Source organism: Bacillus sp. N3378-2at (genome assembly GCF_033412715.1).
GTDB lineage: Bacteria > Bacillota > Bacilli > Bacillales > Bacillaceae > Bacillus > Bacillus subtilis.
The window spans coordinates 3,945,249-3,963,382 of sequence record NZ_CP117986.1 but is presented as its reverse complement, the minus strand read 5'-3'; the positions used below and the strand labels follow the sequence as shown (position 1 = coordinate 3,963,382).

At 45.6% G+C, this 18,134-nt stretch carries 15 protein-coding genes and 1 pseudogene; 5 read left to right on the top strand and 11 right to left on the bottom strand.

The annotated features are described in order from the left end of the window. Positions 1–16: 16 nt before the first annotated feature. From mntA to PUN35_RS21205, 7 genes are all read right to left on the bottom strand, one after another. Positions 17–937, bottom strand: a complete 921-nt coding sequence (mntA, locus tag PUN35_RS21235) for a manganese ABC transporter substrate-binding protein/adhesin MntA (RefSeq protein ID WP_014480636.1) — start codon at positions 935–937, stop codon at positions 17–19. Between the two features lie 279 nt (positions 938–1,216). After that, positions 1,217–2,332, bottom strand: a complete 1,116-nt coding sequence (gene menC / locus PUN35_RS21230; RefSeq protein ID WP_014480637.1) for an o-succinylbenzoate synthase — start codon at positions 2,330–2,332, stop codon at positions 1,217–1,219. Continuing rightward, the gene (locus tag PUN35_RS21225) at positions 2,329–3,789 is read right to left on the bottom strand and encodes an o-succinylbenzoate--CoA ligase (RefSeq protein WP_014480638.1); all 1,461 of its coding nucleotides are present in this window, start codon (positions 3,787–3,789) and stop codon (positions 2,329–2,331) included. Before PUN35_RS21225 ends, menC begins: the two co-directional genes overlap by 4 nt. Positions 3,790–3,879: 90 nt before the next feature. Continuing rightward, a complete protein-coding gene (menB, locus tag PUN35_RS21220) occupies positions 3,880–4,695 on the bottom strand; it encodes a 1,4-dihydroxy-2-naphthoyl-CoA synthase (protein ID WP_003229054.1) in 816 nt (271 codons plus the stop codon). Between the two features lie 34 nt (positions 4,696–4,729). Next, the gene (gene menH, locus PUN35_RS21215; RefSeq protein ID WP_014480639.1) at positions 4,730–5,554 is read right to left on the bottom strand and encodes a 2-succinyl-6-hydroxy-2,4-cyclohexadiene-1-carboxylate synthase; all 825 of its coding nucleotides are present in this window, start codon (positions 5,552–5,554) and stop codon (positions 4,730–4,732) included. Then, positions 5,542–7,281 carry a 2-succinyl-5-enolpyruvyl-6-hydroxy-3-cyclohexene-1-carboxylic-acid synthase gene (gene menD / locus PUN35_RS21210; protein WP_014480640.1) on the bottom strand — a complete coding sequence of 580 codons (1,740 nt, stop codon included), beginning with the start codon at positions 7,279–7,281 and terminating at the stop codon, positions 5,542–5,544. Before menD ends, menH begins: the two co-directional genes overlap by 13 nt. After that, positions 7,278–8,693, bottom strand: a complete 1,416-nt coding sequence (locus PUN35_RS21205) for an isochorismate synthase (RefSeq protein WP_015251378.1) — start codon at positions 8,691–8,693, stop codon at positions 7,278–7,280. Before PUN35_RS21205 ends, menD begins: the two co-directional genes overlap by 4 nt. Positions 8,694–8,982: 289 nt before the next feature. Here PUN35_RS21205 and PUN35_RS21200 point away from each other — a divergent pair, with 289 nt between their 5' ends. After that, on the top strand, positions 8,983–9,702 hold the full coding sequence (locus PUN35_RS21200) for a yteA family sporulation protein (RefSeq protein WP_003229046.1): 720 nt from the start codon (positions 8,983–8,985) through the stop codon (positions 9,700–9,702). A gap of 8 nt (positions 9,703–9,710) precedes the next feature. On the opposite strand, the gene PUN35_RS21195 is transcribed toward PUN35_RS21200, so the two are convergent. Then, positions 9,711–10,529, bottom strand: coding sequence for a UTP--glucose-1-phosphate uridylyltransferase (locus tag PUN35_RS21195; protein WP_014480643.1), 819 nt, complete (start codon positions 10,527–10,529; stop codon positions 9,711–9,713). A gap of 171 nt (positions 10,530–10,700) precedes the next feature. Between PUN35_RS21195 and PUN35_RS21190 the strand changes: the two genes are divergently transcribed. From PUN35_RS21190 to PUN35_RS21180, 3 genes and pseudogenes are all read left to right on the top strand, one after another. Continuing rightward, positions 10,701–11,987 carry a UDP-glucose dehydrogenase family protein gene (locus tag PUN35_RS21190; RefSeq protein ID WP_014480644.1) on the top strand — a complete coding sequence of 429 codons (1,287 nt, stop codon included), beginning with the start codon at positions 10,701–10,703 and terminating at the stop codon, positions 11,985–11,987. Beyond that, positions 11,984–12,934: an NAD-dependent epimerase/dehydratase family protein gene (locus tag PUN35_RS21185; RefSeq protein ID WP_014480645.1), complete on the top strand. Its 951-nt coding sequence runs from the start codon at positions 11,984–11,986 to the stop codon at positions 12,932–12,934. The genes PUN35_RS21190 and PUN35_RS21185 overlap by 4 nt, the downstream gene beginning before the upstream one ends. Positions 12,935–12,936: 2 nt before the next feature. After that, positions 12,937–14,159 (top strand): annotated as a pseudogene (locus PUN35_RS21180) (glycosyltransferase family 4 protein). A gap of 73 nt (positions 14,160–14,232) precedes the next feature. Here the strand turns inward: PUN35_RS21180 and PUN35_RS21175 are convergent. The 3 genes from PUN35_RS21175 to cotSA are packed head-to-tail and all read right to left on the bottom strand — an operon-like array spanning position 14,233 to position 16,866. Then, on the bottom strand, positions 14,233–14,661 hold the full coding sequence (locus PUN35_RS21175; protein WP_014480647.1) for a hypothetical protein: 429 nt from the start codon (positions 14,659–14,661) through the stop codon (positions 14,233–14,235). A 1-nt stretch (position 14,662) separates the two neighbouring features. After that, positions 14,663–15,718, bottom strand: coding sequence for a spore coat putative kinase CotS (cotS, locus tag PUN35_RS21170; protein ID WP_014480648.1), 1,056 nt, complete (start codon positions 15,716–15,718; stop codon positions 14,663–14,665). 14 nt (positions 15,719–15,732) lie between these two features. Then, on the bottom strand, positions 15,733–16,866 hold the full coding sequence (gene cotSA, locus PUN35_RS21165) for a spore coat protein CotSA (RefSeq protein ID WP_014480649.1): 1,134 nt from the start codon (positions 16,864–16,866) through the stop codon (positions 15,733–15,735). Between the two features lie 189 nt (positions 16,867–17,055). Between cotSA and cotI the strand changes: the two genes are divergently transcribed. After that, a complete protein-coding gene (gene cotI / locus PUN35_RS21160) occupies positions 17,056–18,129 on the top strand; it encodes a spore coat kinase CotI (protein ID WP_072592554.1) in 1,074 nt (357 codons plus the stop codon). Positions 18,130–18,134: the final 5 nt, after the last annotated feature.

Below are 18,134 nucleotides of genomic sequence, written 5' to 3'. Positions count from 1 at the left end.
CCTCCACCTCTTTTCTTTATTTAAGCGCTTTAGTAATCGTGTTGATATTGTGGCGGAACATTCCTTCGTATGTGCCTTCTTTTGTGCCCTTTTCACCCATGGCATCCGAATAAAGCTGACCGCCGATTGTGACTGTATGGCCTTTTTCTTTAGCGCCTTCCACCACTGCATTGATTGATTTTTCAGATACACTGCTTTCTACGAACACAGCTTTTATTTGTTTTTCTGTCAGAAGATCAACCAGCTCCTGAACATCCCTTAATCCATAGTCCGAATCTGTGCTGAGTCCCTGCAGGCCTTTTACCTTAAATCCATACTCATTCCCAAAGTACGCAAACGCATCATGAGCAGTCACAAGCACACGGCTTTTCTCCGGAATATGTGCGATCTCTTTACGCGACCACTTATCTAAATATTGCAAATCTTCTTTGTACTCTTTGGCATTTTTCCGAAAGGCATCTGCGTGCTGAGGCATTGCTTTGCTGAATTGCGCTTCAATTTCATCCACCGCATAGATCCATAACGGAATGCTGAACCAGACGTGGGGATCAAACGTCTTGCCTTCCCCCGCAGGAATAAGCTTATTTTTCGGAATGGCCTCAGCTACTGCCGCCGATTGTTGTTGTTCGCCGATTTTTTGGAGCACATCCTCCATTTTCCCTTCCAAATGCAACCCGCTGTACAGAACAACATCGGCAGACATTAATTTTTTCGTGTCACCTTGGGAAGCTTTGTAAAGGTGCGGATCAACCCCCGGTCCCATTAAAGAGGTGACTTTTACATGCTTACCTCCGATGTTTTCTGCTGCATCGGCAATTTGAGATGTTGTCGCTGTCACTTGTAATTGCTGATCAGCGCTTTTTCCGGCTGAATCCGTTCCGCATCCCGTTAAAGCAAAGGTCGCAAAAAGTACTGCTGCCATCAGCCCTCGTCTCATATTTCTCCTCCTCTTTGCCATCAATGTCCGATTGTTTTATCTTATGTTGTCAGTTCTTAGACATGTGACATTAAATTAGCCAAAAGCATGTTTTATTTACACAGGACAAAAAGTTTCCTTTGTGCAAAATTATCGCGTTTGACCATTTTTGTCAAGCTGATTTACATAAAAAAACCGGCTGGGTCAGCAGCCGGTCCAAACGAGAAGGGATGTATTCAACGAACACTTTTACTGTAACAGCACAGTGTCATTTATTCAAAATAGCAAAATGCTTTTTTCTTAACCATGCTGTGTGAAAACATCCATTTTGGTCACATATTTTCGCATAATATCTTGGTTTACCTCAACCCCTAAACCAGGCTGTTTTGACACAGAAATAAATCCATTATCAATACGAATATCAGGGGTTACAATATCTTCATCCCAATAGCGTGAGGATGAAGATATATCGCCAGGTATTGTGAATTGAGGCAGTGAAGCAAGCGCCACGTTCTGCGCTCTTGATATGCCTGTTTCCAGCATTCCGCCGCACCAAACCTGCATATGATGCTCTTTGCATAAATCATGAATTTTTAAGGCTTCTGTTAAGCCGCCGACACGAGAAGGTTTTATATTAATAATTTTGCAGCTTCCTAGCTCAATTGCCCGTCTCGCATCATCAACTGAACAAATGCTCTCATCAAGGCAAATGGCCGTTTTCAAATGTTTCTGCAGGTGGCGGTGGTCAACGATATCGTCAGCTTGGAGCGGCTGCTCAATCATCATTAAATGATAGTCATCAAGCTCCTTTAAACGGCTGATATCCTTCAGCTCATAGGATGAATTGGCATCAGCCATGAGCGGGATGTTTGGGAATCGGCTGCGGATGGCCTTGACCAATTCCACATCCTGCCCAGGCTGAATTTTAATTTTTATTCTTTGATAACCTTCTTTTTGATAGCTCTCAATTTCCTTCAGCATATCGTCAAGAGGCGCCAGGCCGACTACCACCCCGGCAGGGACTTTATCTCTTGTTCCGCCCAATGCCTCAGCAAGGGATACGCCCTTCTTTTTGGCATAGATATCCCATACAGCCGATTCAAGTCCCGCTTTTGCCATCCGGTTTCCTTTATAACGCGCCAGGCTGTCCGGCACTTCTGAAGGGTGATTGAATTCACGGCCGACCACATTTGGGATAAAAAAATCTTTTAGCATATGCAAACATGTTCCAATGGTTTCCTCGGTGTACCAAGGCGAAGAGAAAGCGGAAACTTCTCCCCAGCCTGTGACACCTGTTGTATCAATGGCTTCCACGATCAGAAATTTACGCTCTTGAAGCGTTTCGATACTGTTTTTAAACGGTTTCTTTAAGTTCATGCTCAAATGGTAAAGCGTGATTTTTTCTATTTCGATCATAGCAGTTCTCCTTTACGCGCATCCTTCAGCTGATTTCGCAAGAGCTTATTAGACGCATTGCGCGGCAGGCGGTCAAGCACAAAGAATTTCGCCGGAATTTTATACTTCGCCAAGCGTTCTTTACAGTAGTCAGTCAATTCTCCTGCGCTCACAGGTTTGTGAAGGACAAGATAGGCGTGAGGCACTTTCCCCCATTTTTTGTCCTCAGCCCCTGAAACCCCGGCTTCGGCCACAGCGGGATGTGAAAGCAGCACTGACTCCACTTCGGCCGGATAAATGTTTTCTCCGCCGGATATGATCAGATCTGAGCGTCTGTCTAATACATATAAAAAGCCTTCATTGTCCAAATAACCAAGATCACCTGTTTTCAGCCAGCCATTTTGAAAAGAGGCTTCGTTTGCGCTCTCCCGGTTAAAATAGCTTTTCATGACATTCGGGCCTTTGACCATGATTTCACCGTGTTCAAACGGTTCACAAACCTGTCCGTCCCGCTCTATTTTGATTTCACACGAAAACAGCGGTTTCCCCGCAGATCCGAGCTTTTCCATACTGAATTCCGGCGACAGGGTAACAATTTGCGAGCATGTTTCTGTCATTCCATATGACTGAAAGACAGGGAATCCTTTCTCACGGCATTCCTCAAGCAATGGCAGCGGTGCAGGGCCGCCGCCGAGAAGAATGCATCTGATGGATTCAGGGCAGCGGCTTGTTTCTTCCAAAAGACTGGCCAGCATAGTCTGCACCGCAGATATCATTGTCACTTCATGCCTGTTGATAGAATCCAGCACATCGCTTACGGAAAAACGCTGGTGAAGCACGACAGTCATTCCATAGATCACAGATTTAAATAATGCGGACAAGCCGCTGATATGAAAGAGCGGCAATGCGATAAGCCAGCGGTCTTGTTCTGTTATACCCAAATTAAGCGCGGACGACACCGCACTGAAATAGTGGTTTCCGAACGTTTGCTGAACTCCCTTGGGCTTTCCTGTCGTACCCGACGTATACATCAGCGTTGCCGTTGCATCCATTTGCATATAAGCTTGGATCTCAATTTCCTGTGCTGCTTCTTTCATCAGTTCATCCACATCAATCGTTTGAACGATGTGTTCATACTCTTTCTTGTCAAAGTTTGAATCTGTCAGTAAAAAGCCGGATTCGGAATCCTCCAGCTGAAACAGCCTTTCATGTGTTGACAGCTTCGTATTCAAAAGCACCGCCTTAACACCAAGCAAAAAACAAGCGTGAACGGCGTATACCATTTCTGCACGGTTTTGGAGCAAAATAGCCGCAGTATCCCCTTTTCGAACCGAATGAGCGGCAAGCTGTGCCGCCATTCGCTTAGACGCGGCAAATAATTCTGCAAATGTCACGGTTTGGTCTCTATAGATGAGAGCGATTCTCTCAGGTGTCAGCTGTGCCCGCTGCATGAGCCAGTTGGGCTGTTCTGTCAGCATGTCATCATCTCCGAGGTAAAATGTCTGTATTGAAAAGAAAACAGCTTGGACCGCAAAGTCTCAAGCTGTTGGTTTACTAAGTATTGCTGATCACGGGAAACGAGGGAACTGTCCGAAATCAGGTTTGCGTTTTTCCTTAAAGGAATCACGGCCTTCTTTTGCTTCATCTGTTGTGTAGTAAAGAAGGGTAGCATCCCCTGCAAACTGCTGAATTCCAGCAAGTCCGTCTGTGTCCGCGTTAAACGCAGCTTTAAGAAAGCGCAGTGCGGTCGGGCTTTTTTCAAGCATTTCTTCACACCATTTAATCGTTTCTTCTTCAAGCTGTTCCAAAGGAACGACTGTGTTGACAAGACCCATGTCCAGTGCTTCCTGTGCGTTGTACTGACGGCATAGGTACCAGATTTCACGTGCTTTTTTATGTCCTACAATTCGAGCCAGGTAGCCAGAACCGTAACCTGCATCGAAGCTTCCAACTTTAGGGCCTGTTTGTCCAAAAATTGCGTTGTCCGCAGCAATTGTCAAGTCACATACGATGTGAAGCACATGGCCTCCGCCAATCGCATATCCGGACACCATCGCAACAACCGGTTTCGGGATGACGCGGATTAAACGCTGAAGATCCAATACGTTAAGACGCGGGATCTGGTCGTCTCCTACATATCCACCGTGGCCGCGCACTTTTTGGTCTCCGCCAGAACAAAATGCCTTGTCCCCTGCACCGGCAAGCACGATAACCCCAACGTTTTGGTCGTCTCTTGCGTCAGCAAACGCATCAATCATTTCAGCAACCGTTTTAGGGGTAAACGCATTATGTACCTCAGGTCGGTTGATTGTTATTTTTGCAATGCCATTATACGTTTCATACAATATCTCATCGTATGTCCGTTTTGTTTTCCATTCAGCCATATGATGACCTCCTTTTATTCTCTATGTGAATGAGTCAGATGCTTGTCAAAAACTCACTCACTATTTTACCAAACAATCGCGGCTGTTCCACATGGACCGTATGTCCTGCTTTTGGAACAATCTCTATTCTACTAGAAGGAAGCATCTTATGCACCTCTTGATTGATGGCGCAAAATTTTTCGTCCCACTCCCCGCAGATCAGAAGCACAGGAACATCTATTTCCTCTACACGGCTCCAGAAGGAAGGCTGTGAACCGGTGCCCATGCCGGTTAAACTGTTCGCAAGCCCGATCTTATTGTTCCGCAGACGGCCCGATCGTATCCTGTGCCGAATATCTTCAGCCAGCCTCTGCTGAGATGAAAACAAAGGGATATTCTCCCAATACGCAACAAACGCTTTGAGCCCGTCTCTTAAAATAAAATCAGCAAGCTTCCGGTCCCGCATAATTCGTTCCCGCCGTTCCCCAAGTGTTTTGAGCCCCGGCGTCGTGCTTTCAAGCACAAGTGCCGATACCCGCTCGGGATATGTCATCGCAAAAGAGTAAGCAAGCCTTCCTCCCATAGAATACCCAATCAATTTCACTTTGTGAAGTTTTAATTGATTCAAAATCTCGGCAAGGTCAGAAACTTGCCGGCTTGTGCTGTATCTTTTCCCATTCAGCGGGGCATCGGTTTCCCCATGCCCTAAACAATCAATTTTGATCAAACGTGAATCAGACAGCATCTCATCAAGAAAAGTCCATGATTGTTTGCTGCCGGTAAACCCGTGCAGACAGACGACGGCTTCGGAAGCATTCGGTCCCTCGTCTGCCACTGCATATCGGATACCATCTGATACCGTTATGTTTACAGTTCCCATTGTTTTTTCACTTCCCGCACAGCCTCATTCAGCATATCGCGATGAAGCTGGACTCTTGATTGGCGATCCGTTTTGATTTCAATCAAATGGAGTCCGGGCTTGTCTGCCTGCGGCGCGTAAGCTGTTTTGAATTCATCCCAAGAAGCCGGGCATGAATACGTTCCGCCGTAAAGTGCAGCGGCATGCTTGAAATCGAGCCCTGTCGGTGTGCCGAACAAATCTTCAAAGTGTGTCTTTTCAGAAGCCTGCGGCAAAAAGGAGAAAATCCCTCCTCCGTCATTATTGACAAGAATCACAGTAAGAGGAATACCCAGCTTTTTGGCCGCCAGCAGGCCGTTTAAATCGTGATAAAAAGATAAATCTCCAATCACAAGGGTAACAGGCGCTTTTGTTCCTTCACATACCCCCATGGCAGAGGAGACGACACCGTCTATCCCGTTTGCTCCCCGGTTTGAATAAATCCGGAAAGGGCGGTCCTGCTTTTCAAAAAACGTATCAACATCCCTGATCGGCATGCTGTTTCCCACAAACAGCGAGCTGTTTTCAGGCACAAGATGCTGAAGGATTCGATAGAGATTGCCTTCAAACGAAACATCTTCACTGCTGATTGTTTGCAGATGCTCGCGGAACCGCCCATTGACAAACTGCCACTTTTCCAGCCACTCTGAGGATCTGGCAGCAGTAAGGCCTGCCATGATCTCCTCAGCAAAAACAGACGCATTACAATGAATCATATGCGCGCTTACCTGCGTCGGATCTCTCCAGCCTCCATCCTCGTCAATCACGATTTGCTGAATCGCCGGATCATCCTTAAGCCATAAGAAAACCGGTTTTGAAACAGGCATCGGTCCAAACCGAATGACAACATCAGGACGAAGTTTCCGCTTCAGCTTATCATCTTTTAAAAACGAATCATACGCATCAATAACAGTGCTTTTATCATGAACACCATTCCGCAGATTAGACAGCGGATCCGCTAAAATTGGATACTGAAGCGCTTTTGACAGCGTAATAATGTTTTCCTTATCCACATCACTATGGAGCTCTCCGCAGACGATCATTCCTTTTTCAGCCTCTGCGAGCATCTCAGCCACATCAGACAGGGACTCGCGGTCAACAGACTGCGTACCCGTTTTCACAGATACATGACGGCCTGTTCTCATTCTTCCAAACGGCTCATCTGAAAGATCCGGCATCAGCGGTTCGCGCAGCGGCACATTCACATGGACAGGCCCCATTGGGCGCTTTTGTGCTTCTCCGGCAGCGCGGCTTGCCAGCGTTCGGATGTATCTCAGCATTTGCGGAGACTCTTCAGGAAGAGCAGAGTCTGTGAAAAACTTAACAAAGTTACCGAATAAGAAGTGCTGATTAATAGCCTGCGGTGCGCCTACTTCGCGCAGCTCATGAGGCCGATCAGCAGTTAACACAATAATAGGCACCCTTGAATAATGGGCTTCAACCACAGCCGGATAAAAGTTAGCCGCGGCTGTTCCAGATGTACAGATCAATAGTACGGGACGCTGCTTCGCTTTTGCCAAACCTAAGGCAAAAAACCCGGCAGATCTTTCATCAATTTGGACATGGACGCTGATATCGGGATGCGCAGCACAAAGAACAGCCAGCGGTGTAGATCTTGAGCCCGGACAAACGACGGCGTCCGTAATTCCGGAAAGGGCGAATTCATCAATAAAACTTCCGATGTAATGAGTAATCGGGTTGACTGTCAACGCCTCTCACCTCCTAATGCAGAGATCATCGGCTTCAATTTAATCTGTGTTTCTTCATATTCCGAGATTGGTTCCGAGTCTTCCACAATACCGCACCCGGCAAACAGCCTTGCAGTGCTTCCTTCGATCAGCCCTGAACGAATGGCTACCGCGAATTCCCCGTTATCCTGGCTGTCAATCCAGCCGATAGGGGCAGCATACCAGCCGCGAGACATCGGTTCAATCTCCCTGATCACGTCAACAGCTTTTTCCTGAGGTGCTCCCCCGAGCGCCGGAGTGGGATGCAGCTTCTCAATTAAGTCAAAAATTGAAGCAGACTCGCGCAGCTGTCCGACAATCGGCGTAAACAGGTGCTGAACGCTTTTTGTTTTGTACAAAACAGGTCCATCAGGCTTTTCAACCTCTGAACAGCTTGATACAAAAGCATTATGAATCATACCTACCACAATATCATGCTCAAGCAGGTTTTTCTCATCGTTTAATAATTCAAGGCCTATCCGGCGGTCGTCTTCTTCATTCACGCCTCGTTTAATGGAGCCTGCCAGACAGGAAGACATGACAGTGCCGCCGTCTCTTTTGATCAGTCTTTCCGGAGACGCGCCGACAAAGGTTTTGCCTTCTTGTTCAATTGCAAAAACATAGCTTGTCTGCTGATCGTCCAGAAGCGTTTTAAGCACCGGTTCAATTTGGATTGGACCGTCAAACGTGAGCAGCAGCTCTCGGGCAAGAACAACCTTATCATATTGTTTCTCTTTAATTTGGCTTGTGGCCGTTTCGATTGCTTTCAGCCAATCATCCTTATCCAGCTCTTCGGCTGCTGCAATCACAGCCTGATCTTCTTGCTTGAAATCAGGAACCATAAATTCCGCCGCAAAAGCTTTTAAGCCTTCTAAAACAGCTTCTGCGTCTTCTCCTCCGCTTACCCATCTGTTAACTGTTAAGAACGGGCCTTCAGCAGTCATCGTCAGCATAAGCGCAGGCACAAAGAAATCCCCTTCCGAGAAATGGTCCCATTGTGAACCTCTTTCTTCGCAAGGGTCAAAAGAAAATCCTCCGAATAACACAGGTCCCACTGCAGAATGCTGCAGCTTTTCTTCTTCATAAATATGAAAAGCCGTCTTTTTAAAGCGCTCCCATTGTTCAAAAACCTCACGATACCGCTCGCTGTTTTTTTGATTTGTCTGGAAAACCGCTTCTTTGCCAAGACCGACTATTGTCAATTCACTTTCAGGATCTGACCAAAAAAATCGATTGCCTGTATATTTTTTTGCTCCGTAATTGAAAAATGATAGAGGGTCAAGAGACTCGATTTGTCTCGAATAGCTTATTAAGACAGCATGGTTGACTTCTTTGGCTTTATGTAATGCATGTAGAACTTCCTTTCGGAACGTACGCTGCACCGTTGTCACCATGAGACATTCCTCCATAATCCTTAAAATGCTTTTAATACCATACACCTGTGTCTCCTTTGTGTCAAACACAGATCATGCAGTCCAAATGGCCTGCCTTACCTATTATAAACCTAATTTCAGAAATGAAAAAGAAACAAAGCTTAAATTTCTTTCTCCACTGATAGCAAAGGTTGTATCCGCTTACCATAAAAGGAAAACCTCCTATATTCCTCCACCCGCCATTTATGAAAGTTCTCAGGCGATCTGTTCATACTAAAGGTATGCATCACAGAGAAACGAGGCGATCACATTGCTTACGAAAGAACAGCTTCAGCATTTAAAAAATGAACTGGAACAAACGAAAAAAGATATCTTAAACCGTTTCAAAGACAATGATCATTTTCAGCTTAACTCAGCATTTCCTTATGATTCGTGGGGTGAGCTTTCGGCATACGACAACCATCCCGGCGATCAGGCGACAGAACTTTACGAGCGTGAGAAAGACATCGCTCTAGACTTGCATGAGCGAGAGCACCTTCGGGACATTGAGCATTCATTGAAGGCGATAGAAAACGGTACGTATGGCATTTGTGAAGTCAGCGGAAAGGAAATCCCGTTCGAACGACTTGAAGCGCTTCCGACTGCCACAACCCTCGCGGAGTATTCGTCACAGGACGTGGTTTCCAAGGACCGTCCGATTGAAGAAGAAACACCATTCGGGCAATTTGAATTTGATGATGATGAAGAAATCAGAGCGCCATATGACAGTGAGGATTCCTATCAGGATGTCGAAAAATATGGTAACTCACAAACGCCGCAGGATATGGAAAACCCTCCGCTAAGCTATGACGATATGACGATGAATGCCGAAGAGAATATCGGCAATACGGAGTCTTACGAAAATTTCATCGCTACAGATATCACTGGAAAAGAAATTACCGTTTATCAAAGCAGAGCCCATGAGCGCTATGAAGAAGAACTTGACGAAGAGGGAATCATGACCACATTCGGCGATCTCCACGCTGATTGAACCCCCGATTATTGGGGGTTCTTTTCCGTTTTCAGCATATCGTAAATCAGCTTCAGATAATCCTTTTGCAGGCCGATATCATACCGCTCGCCCTCTAGCAATTTCCCGTATACGGCACATGCCCCGAGCGAAGCTTTTATCGCATCCGTTACCTGCACTTCTCCTCCGCTGTCAGCTTCTAATGCCTCCAGCTCATTAAAAATATCCGGTGTGAAAATATAACGCCCTGCTGCGGCAAAATGAGACGGAGGGTTTTGTTTAGGCTTTTCCACAATATCCTGGATGCGATAAAGCCCTTTTTCAACAGGCTCCCCTTTTATCACCCCGTAATGATGTAAATCCTCCGTTTTTGTTTCTTTTAAGCCGATTACACTGGACTGATATTTCGTATACGCTTCAATCAGCTGCCCCAAAGCCGGCTGATTGGCGGAAAAAATCAGATCATCTGGCAAAACGACTGCAAAAGGCTCTCCGCCTGCAAATTGCTTTCCGAAACAAATGGCGTCACCAAGACCCTTTGCATAAGGCTGGCGCACATAGTGAATCCGTATATCCGGAATGGGATGCTCATTAAGCAAATGCAGTTTATTCTTAGAGGCCAAAAAAGCCTCAAGTGCCAAAGAGGAATCAAAATAGTCGACAATCAGATTTTTATGGCTCGATACAACCATCAAAATGTCCTCAATGCCTGACTCCTTTAATTCTTCAACAAGATAATGAATCACAGGCTTAGACCCTACCGGAAACATTTCTTTCGGAATCACCTTCGTCACCGGCAGATTTCTCGTGCCGAATCCGCCTGCAGGAATGATCGCTTTTTTTATCATGTCATTTTCCCCTCAGCTCATGTTTATTACATGATATTCCAAGAGCGCATCCCGATGTTTGTACATCTGAAATTAGGCGGAAGCAACTGGGCAGAAAGCGGAATCACGAACCAGCCCTTTTTTAATAGGATATTGATATATGACCAGTAATCTTGTAAAGGAGCTCAGGTGATGAAAATTTGTGTGGTTGGCGCCGGGTATGTCGGTTTAACCCTATCAGCGGCACTGGCATCCATCGGACATGACATGATATGCACAGACAAAGACGTCAAAAAAATCGGGCAGCTGAAAAAAGGAGTCATTCCCTTTTATGAGCCTGGGCTTTCAGATGCAATACTTCGTTGCGGCAATCTCTCGTTTTCTTCTGAAGTGAAATCGAGCATGGAGGAATGTCCCGTTATTTTTATCGCAGTCGGAACCCCGCCGCGTTCGGACGGATCAGCTGATACGAAAGCCCTGCAGTCCGTCATCGGTGATTTAAGCGAGTCAATCCGATCGTATAAAACCATTATTACGAAAAGCACTGTTCCGCCCGGGACAAATGAAAACATAGCAAAACAGCTGATTGCCTCCGGAGTGTCTAGAAACCTCTTTAATGTCGTATCCAATCCGGAGTTTCTGCGGGAAGGCAATGCCTTATATGACATGCTGCATCCTGACAAAACAGTCATCGGTGTTCAGGAAGAAGATCACGTATCGGCAGCCATCGTCAAATCCATTTACAAACACATTGATACCCCTTTTATCGTTACAAGCTTAGCGGGAGCAGAGCTGATCAAATATGCCAACAATTTCTTTTTAGCGGCCAAAATTTCGTTTATTAACGAAATGGCCCGCATATGTGAAGCCTATCAATCAGATATCTCAGATATTTCCCGCGCTATCGGTCTAGACCCAAGGATCGGGAAGCACTTTTTGCAGGCAGGCATCGGATACGGAGGCTCTTGTTTTCCAAAGGATCTGCAGGCGCTGCAATTTGCTGCCCAGGAAAAAAACACGGAGACCTTCCTGCTCCGGGCCGTGCAGCACATTAATGACACCCAGCTTGGCCTGTATATCAAAAAAATACAGTCATTCTTCGAAACACTTCAAGGCAAGAAAGCGGCTGTACTCGGCATTTCCTTCAAACCGAATACTGATGACATCCGGAATTCTCAGGCTGTCAGACTGATGGAAAGGCTGGCGGAGCTGGGATGTGATGTTCATGCATATGATCCTGAAGCTGTACTTCCAGAACATTTGCGGCAACATGTAACTCAGCATTCTCAAGCTTTTGATGCGATCGAAGAGAGTGACTTTTTATTTTTGGCGACAGAATGGCCTGAGTTTTTAGCGTTTGATTGGAAAAAGGCTGCAGATATCATGAAAGGGCGTCTTGTGATTGACGGGCGCAACGTACTAAAAAAAGAACTGATCGAGGCTTGCGGCCTGATCTGTACGGGAGTTGGCCGTCCATGAAAATACTCGTCACAGGAGCAGCGGGCTTTATCGGCTCCCACCTCTGCGAAGAATTACTAAAAGATAAGAAACATAACGTTATTGGAATCGATGACTTTATCGGTCCTACTCCATTTTCCTTGAAATTAAAAAACCTTAAAAACCTGCTGCAAGAAAAGCGATTTACGTTCATAAAGGAAAATCTGCTGACAGCGGATCTTGCTCCCTTACTGGAAGGAGTGGACGTCATCTTTCATTTGGCGGCCATACCGGGTGTCCGCTCAAGCTGGGGCAATCATTTTCACCCATATGCCGCACATAATATCCAAGCGCTCCAAAGGCTCCTCGAGGCGTGCCGGGAACATTCTATTCAAACGTTCGTCTTTGCATCCACCTCTTCCGTCTATGGCGAAAAACAAGGAAAAGTCAGTGAAAACACGTCGCTTTCTCCTTTATCTCCGTACGGGGTAACAAAGCTTACGGGAGAAAAGCTTTGCCATGTGTATCAACAGAGTTTTGGCATTCCAATTGTGATTCTCCGTTTTTTTACCGTATACGGGCCAAGACAGCGGCCGGATATGGCTTTTCACCGGCTCATTAAGCAGCACCTTCAGCAAAAGCCGCTTACCATCTTCGGTGATGGGCAGCAGTCAAGAGATTTCACTTATATCGGCGACTGTGTCAAAGGCATCACCGCTGTTCTTGGGAAACCCCGCCTTATTGGTGAAACAGTAAATATCGGCGGCGCAGAGCGTGCCTCAGTCATAAAGGTTGTCTCCCTCATTGAGGATATTTCCGGCAGAAAAGCAACACTGCACTTTTCGGACAAAATAGCAGGGGAACCGCGCAACACGTGGGCGGATATTTCAAAAGCAAAACAGCTCTTGCATTATAATCCCGCCACATCCTTAAAGGATGGCTTGACCAACGAAATCACCTATTTATCGTCGCTGTATCAGGGGGAATAAAAATGAAGCTTGCCTTTATCTGTACAGAAAAGCTGCCGGCGCCCGCAGTACGCGGCGGCGCTATTCAAATGATGATTGACGGTGTCACGCCCTATTTCAGCAGCAGGTACGACCTGACCATTTTTTCAATAGAAGATCCATCGCTCCCAAAAAGAGAAACAAAAGACGGCGTACATTATATCCGTCTGCCAAAAGAACATTACCGCGAGGCGGTAGCCGAAGAGCTGCGAGCCTCTTCCTTTGATCTCATTCATGTGTTCAACAGGCCTTTAAATGTCTCTTTATATAAAAAAGCCTCACCAAACAGCAAGATCGTTCTGAGCCTGCATAACGAAATGTTTTCAGAAAAAAAAATGACCTTCGCGCAAGGAAAAGAAGTACTCGACAATGTCTCCATGATCACAACTGTGAGCGAATTTATTAAACAAACCGTCATTGAACGTTTCCCTGAAGCCGAGGACATCACAAAAGTTGTGTATTCCGGCGTTGATTTAAACTCTTATCCGCCCGTCTGGACGATGAAAGGCTCGGCTGTCAGAAAAACATACCGGAAAAAATACGGTATTGAAGATAAAAAAGTTATTTTATTCGCCGGCCGCTTAAGCCCGACAAAAGGACCTCACCTTCTCATTCACAGCATGAGACGGATTTTGCAGCAGCACCCTGATGCTGTACTGGTCATAGCAGGCGGGAAGTGGTTCAGCGATGACAGCGAAAACCAATATGTCACCTATCTGCGCACGCTGGCGCTGCCATACAGAGACCACATAATCTTTACAAAATTCATTCCCGCAGACGACATCCCAAACCTATTTCTGATGGCAGATGTATTTGTGTGCAGCTCTCAGTGGAACGAACCCCTCGCCCGTGTGAATTATGAAGCAATGGCGGCCGGCACGCCCTTAATTACCACAAACCGGGGCGGAAACGGTGAAGTCGTAAAACACGAAGTCACTGGCCTTGTCATCGACAGATACAACAAACCTTCTTCATTTGCAAAAGCAATTGACAGAGCCTTTACAGATCAAGAATTAATGAACAAAATGACAAAAAACGCCCGAAAGCATGTAGAAGCTTTATTTACCTTTACCCATGCTGCCAAAAGGCTCAATACTGTTTACCAATCCGTTCTGACCCCGAAAAACAAACAATTTCCGCCGCCTTTTCTGACGCGAAATTTTGATTTATCATCTATCAATAGCTTTTTGTGAAAGCAAAAACATAAAACCTACAGCTCGTGTTGCAAAACGGGCTGTTTTTTTGCTGCAGAGAACATGAAAAAAGGCATAAATATGACTTTATGCCTTGCGCTTTACGGTTTGAGAAAACCATGGAGCTGGTTTAGATTCACTTGGAAGAATAATGATTTCCACTCTAGCTTCCTCTGCTACGTCTGGTTCTTCTTCATCCTCTTCTTCATATGGGGGCGCTGAGCGTTTCGAATCACGCTCCTCCTCAGGCTCCGGAGTGGTTTCGAATTTTGTTTCTTCTTCATCATCGACGATTTTGTGATCTGTTTCCTTTTCCTTCGTTTCTTCTTGATATTCTTTCGATGCATTGATGTGAGGGAGCTCTCGAATGCTGCCCATATCTAAATGCTTCTCCTCTTCTCCCTTCTCAGCTGGGATTGAGTCATGAGCCTGCCACCCCATCGGTCCAGGCGGTGTAAATACGAATTGGTCGAGATCCAGTTTAGAAATAGAGGCTTTTTGTCTCGATGACCTCATGTCAATTCGCCTCCCGATACGCTTTTATCTTTTTATACAGTTCCGGCAGATTATCCAAAAACGAATCTTTAGATCCTTCAACAGAAATCATGTTTTGCAGCGCCCAGTTATACTTCTCATCTGACCACGTTTTCTTTTGCTTCAAATAATATTTGTGCCCGATTGCACAGAACAAATGCGGAAACGCGAGATCTATCCAAAGTACCTCGTACTGTTTTTCTGTGAGCGGATACACTGCGTCATAGGCCGCAAGCAGTGCAACCATGAAATCAGTATCCCATACAGAAAGCTTAACCATCACTTTATTCAGCAGAATACGAAGGTCTCTTGACGGCAAATCGTAGGTAATCGAGTGAAGCTCCTTTAAAAAAGGCTCCCCTTCGATCTCTGTCAAACGTGCCAATGTAAAATCTTGAAAACAGAATCCGCCATGCTCGAGCGTTTCTTTTGTCCAGGTTTCGTATTCTGAGTCATCAAGCGCCTGAAGAGCTTCTTTTCCTCTTGCCAGCATTTTATCAGCATGTTTTAAGAAAGTTTGCGAAAATACGTCATCAGGATAGGATGCCGCGATCTGCATATTCCCTTCAAGTTCCTGCAGCTTCCATCGGTACAATTTATGCCATTTTCCCAGCCTGCTTCTCTTCTTGCTTTCATCTGTGCAAACATATCCTTTTGAGGCATGATGAAAATGGCCGGCAAATGACATGACTTTTTTCATTTGCTCTGCATCATAGTAAATCATTTCTTTTCCTGTCACTTTGTCATATAAGCTGTAAGAAACCTGATCCGTGCCCAAGCAGCTACCGCCATTTTTTGTTTGATGAATCGGCGCTATCGGCAGCCCTTGCTCTTGTAAATGGGCGTGTGCCTGAGTGATAAAAAGCATCCGCTCCGGTTTCATTTGCGCTTCTTTTAGCAGCTTTGGGCCATGATCAGTTTCGACTTCCCAGATTTTGCGTCCGCTTTTGTTCGATTTCAGCGCCACATGGTCGATATGAAACGGATAATAGCTGAGAATTTCGGACACAATCTGTTCTTCATGCTCTTTTTGGTACACTCTGTTCACCCCTTCTATCTGTTCTTTTCATAGACGCTGAGCAGATTTTCAGCCACCCTCTGCCAGCCGAATTTGTTTTCTGCCTCGCGGCGGCTGTATTTCCCAAGCCGTTCCCGCTTTTCCGAGCTGCTCAGCAAATCATTGATACGTTCGGCATATTGTTTAGGATTTTCAAAGTCATGAATGATGTAGCCGTTTTTCCCTTCCTCTATGACCTCTGGATTGCCTCCCCGATTGCTTGTAATAATAGGAAGTCCCGCAGCCATCGCTTCATAATGCACCCTTGCTAAAGGCTCCTGCCATTGCGAAGAGCATACAAATACATCTGACATGGTATAAAGGCGCGGAATGTCCTTTGGCTTCACAAATTGAATAAATGTGACATGATCCTTTTGCATCGCACCAAGGGTATGAAGATGTTTGACATAGTTATTTAATTCATTATCTCCGAACCATTTTGACCCGATAAACACCATCATGACATCGGGGTGCTCCTCAATGATGTCCGGCAAAGCCTGCAATAATATGTGCGGGCCTTTGACTTTGCTAAGCCGGCCGACAAACAAGACGATTTTTTTGCCGTGAAGCCCCAGCTCGCTTCGCATCTCTTCGCGAGCCCGCTGTCCTTCATTCGTCCAGCGGGGATGGTACGCTTTTAAATCCACACCGGAATACACCGTTTTTGTTTTTGATCGTGCTGACGGAAAACGGCTTGTGATCGTCTGTCCGATATAATCGCTGACCGTAACAATCTGCGCTACGGAGTCGATGCAAATCTCGCCTTCCGCCTGGCTGATTTTATCGTAAGCGAACATTTCATTGTGAACGCTTAAAATAAAAACAGCATCCGGCGCCTTTTTCTTCAATTTCGGAACCCAGCTTGGGCGATTACAAACATGCACAAGATCAAAACGGCTCTTTTTCAGCTCTTCTCCAACGGCTTCTTCATAACGGTCTTCATCCAAATGTACATAATGGACACCGTCTACCTTCTCTCTATCAGCGAGATTCGGATCTTTAATAGAAAACACAGTCACCTCATGTTTTTTGGCAATTAAAGGGGCAACCGCTTCTAGGTAGATTTGAATGGCGCCTCCTCGAACCGATGGGACAGGAAGCTTCTCTGTGGCGATCAGTGCTATTTTCATACATAGCCTCCATTCCTGCATGATTTTTAACTAGTTAGAATCATGATACGGCTGAACAACCAACTTGTGCGGAATGGGACTGCCCTAAAAACAAAACGGGTAAACAACCATATTCATCTATTAAATATAGTCAAATATCTCAATCATTTTTTCCTTTTGATTCATAAGGTAGGAGTAAAACAGGTAAGGATGTGTCCTTTAATGGCAGAAAACCATGAAGTCATTGAGGAGGGGAATTCATCAGAGCTTCCTTTATCAGCAGAAGATGCAAAAAAATTAACGGAGCTGGCTGAAAATGTGCTTCAAGGATGGGATGTGCAGGCTGAAAAAATAGACGTCATTCAGGGAAATCAGATGGCGCTTGTCTGGAAGGTCCACACAGACTCCGGCGCGCTTTGTCTAAAACGAATACACAGGCCAGAAAAGAAAGCGTTGTTTTCCATTTTCGCGCAGGACTATTTAGCAAAAAAAGGCATGAATGTTCCTGGCATACTCCCAAACAAAAAAGGCAGCCTATATTCCAAGCACGGCTCATTTCTATTTGTCGTATATGACTGGATCGAAGGAAGGCCGTTTGAGCTGACTGTAAAGCAGGACTTGGAGTTTATCATGAAAGGCCTTGCTGATTTTCATACAGCTTCCGTCGGATATCAGCCGCCAAATGGCGTTCCCGTATTTACCAAATTAGGTCGCTGGCCGAATCACTACACGAAACGATGCAAACAGATGGAAACGTGGAAGCTGATGGCGGAGGCGGAAAAAGAAGATCCTTTCTCACAGTTTTATCTTCAGGAGATAGATGGCTTTATTGAAGACGGGCTGCGCATCAAAGACCGGCTTTTGCAGTCGACCTATGTTCCATGGACTGAACAGCTGAAAAAAAGCCCTAACCTTTGCCACCAGGATTACGGAACCGGAAATACACTCTTAGGGGAAAATGAACAGATTTGGGTCATTGACTTAGATACCGTTTCATTCGATCTGCCTATTCGCGATTTGCGCAAAATGATTATTCCGCTTTTGGATACGACGGGCGTTTGGGATGAAGAAACATTTCATGTCATGCTGAACGCATACGAATCCAGAGCCCCATTAACTGAAGAACAAAAACAAGTCATGTTTATTGATATGCTGTTTCCTTACGAGCTTTACGATGTCATTCGCGAAAAATACGTCCGCAAGTCGGCTTTACCGAAGGAAGAATTAGAATCAGCTTTTGAATATGAACGCATTAAAGCAAACGCATTGCGGCAGCTTATTTAAGACCA

Coding starts and splice junctions, on each gene's coding strand:
- mntA (WP_014480636.1), bottom strand. CDS start 937: ATGAGACGAGGGCTGATGGCAGCAGTACTTTTTGCGACCTTTGCTTTA.
- menH (WP_014480639.1), bottom strand. CDS start 5,554: ATGGGAACTGTAAACATAACGGTATCAGATGGTATCCGATATGCAGTG.
- PUN35_RS21190 (WP_014480644.1), top strand. CDS start 10,701: ATGAAAATTTGTGTGGTTGGCGCCGGGTATGTCGGTTTAACCCTATCA.
- PUN35_RS21185 (WP_014480645.1), top strand. CDS start 11,984: ATGAAAATACTCGTCACAGGAGCAGCGGGCTTTATCGGCTCCCACCTC.
- menC (WP_014480637.1), bottom strand. CDS start 2,332: ATGATCGAAATAGAAAAAATCACGCTTTACCATTTGAGCATGAACTTA.
- PUN35_RS21175 (WP_014480647.1), bottom strand. CDS start 14,661: ATGAGGTCATCGAGACAAAAAGCCTCTATTTCTAAACTGGATCTCGAC.
- PUN35_RS21205 (WP_015251378.1), bottom strand. CDS start 8,693: ATGGTGACAACGGTGCAGCGTACGTTCCGAAAGGAAGTTCTACATGCA.
- PUN35_RS21195 (WP_014480643.1), bottom strand. CDS start 10,529: ATGATAAAAAAAGCGATCATTCCTGCAGGCGGATTCGGCACGAGAAAT.
- cotI (WP_072592554.1), top strand. CDS start 17,056: ATGTGTCCTTTAATGGCAGAAAACCATGAAGTCATTGAGGAGGGGAAT.
- PUN35_RS21225 (WP_014480638.1), bottom strand. CDS start 3,789: ATGCTGACAGAACAGCCCAACTGGCTCATGCAGCGGGCACAGCTGACA.
- menB (WP_003229054.1), bottom strand. CDS start 4,695: ATGGCTGAATGGAAAACAAAACGGACATACGATGAGATATTGTATGAA.
- cotSA (WP_014480649.1), bottom strand. CDS start 16,866: ATGAAAATAGCACTGATCGCCACAGAGAAGCTTCCTGTCCCATCGGTT.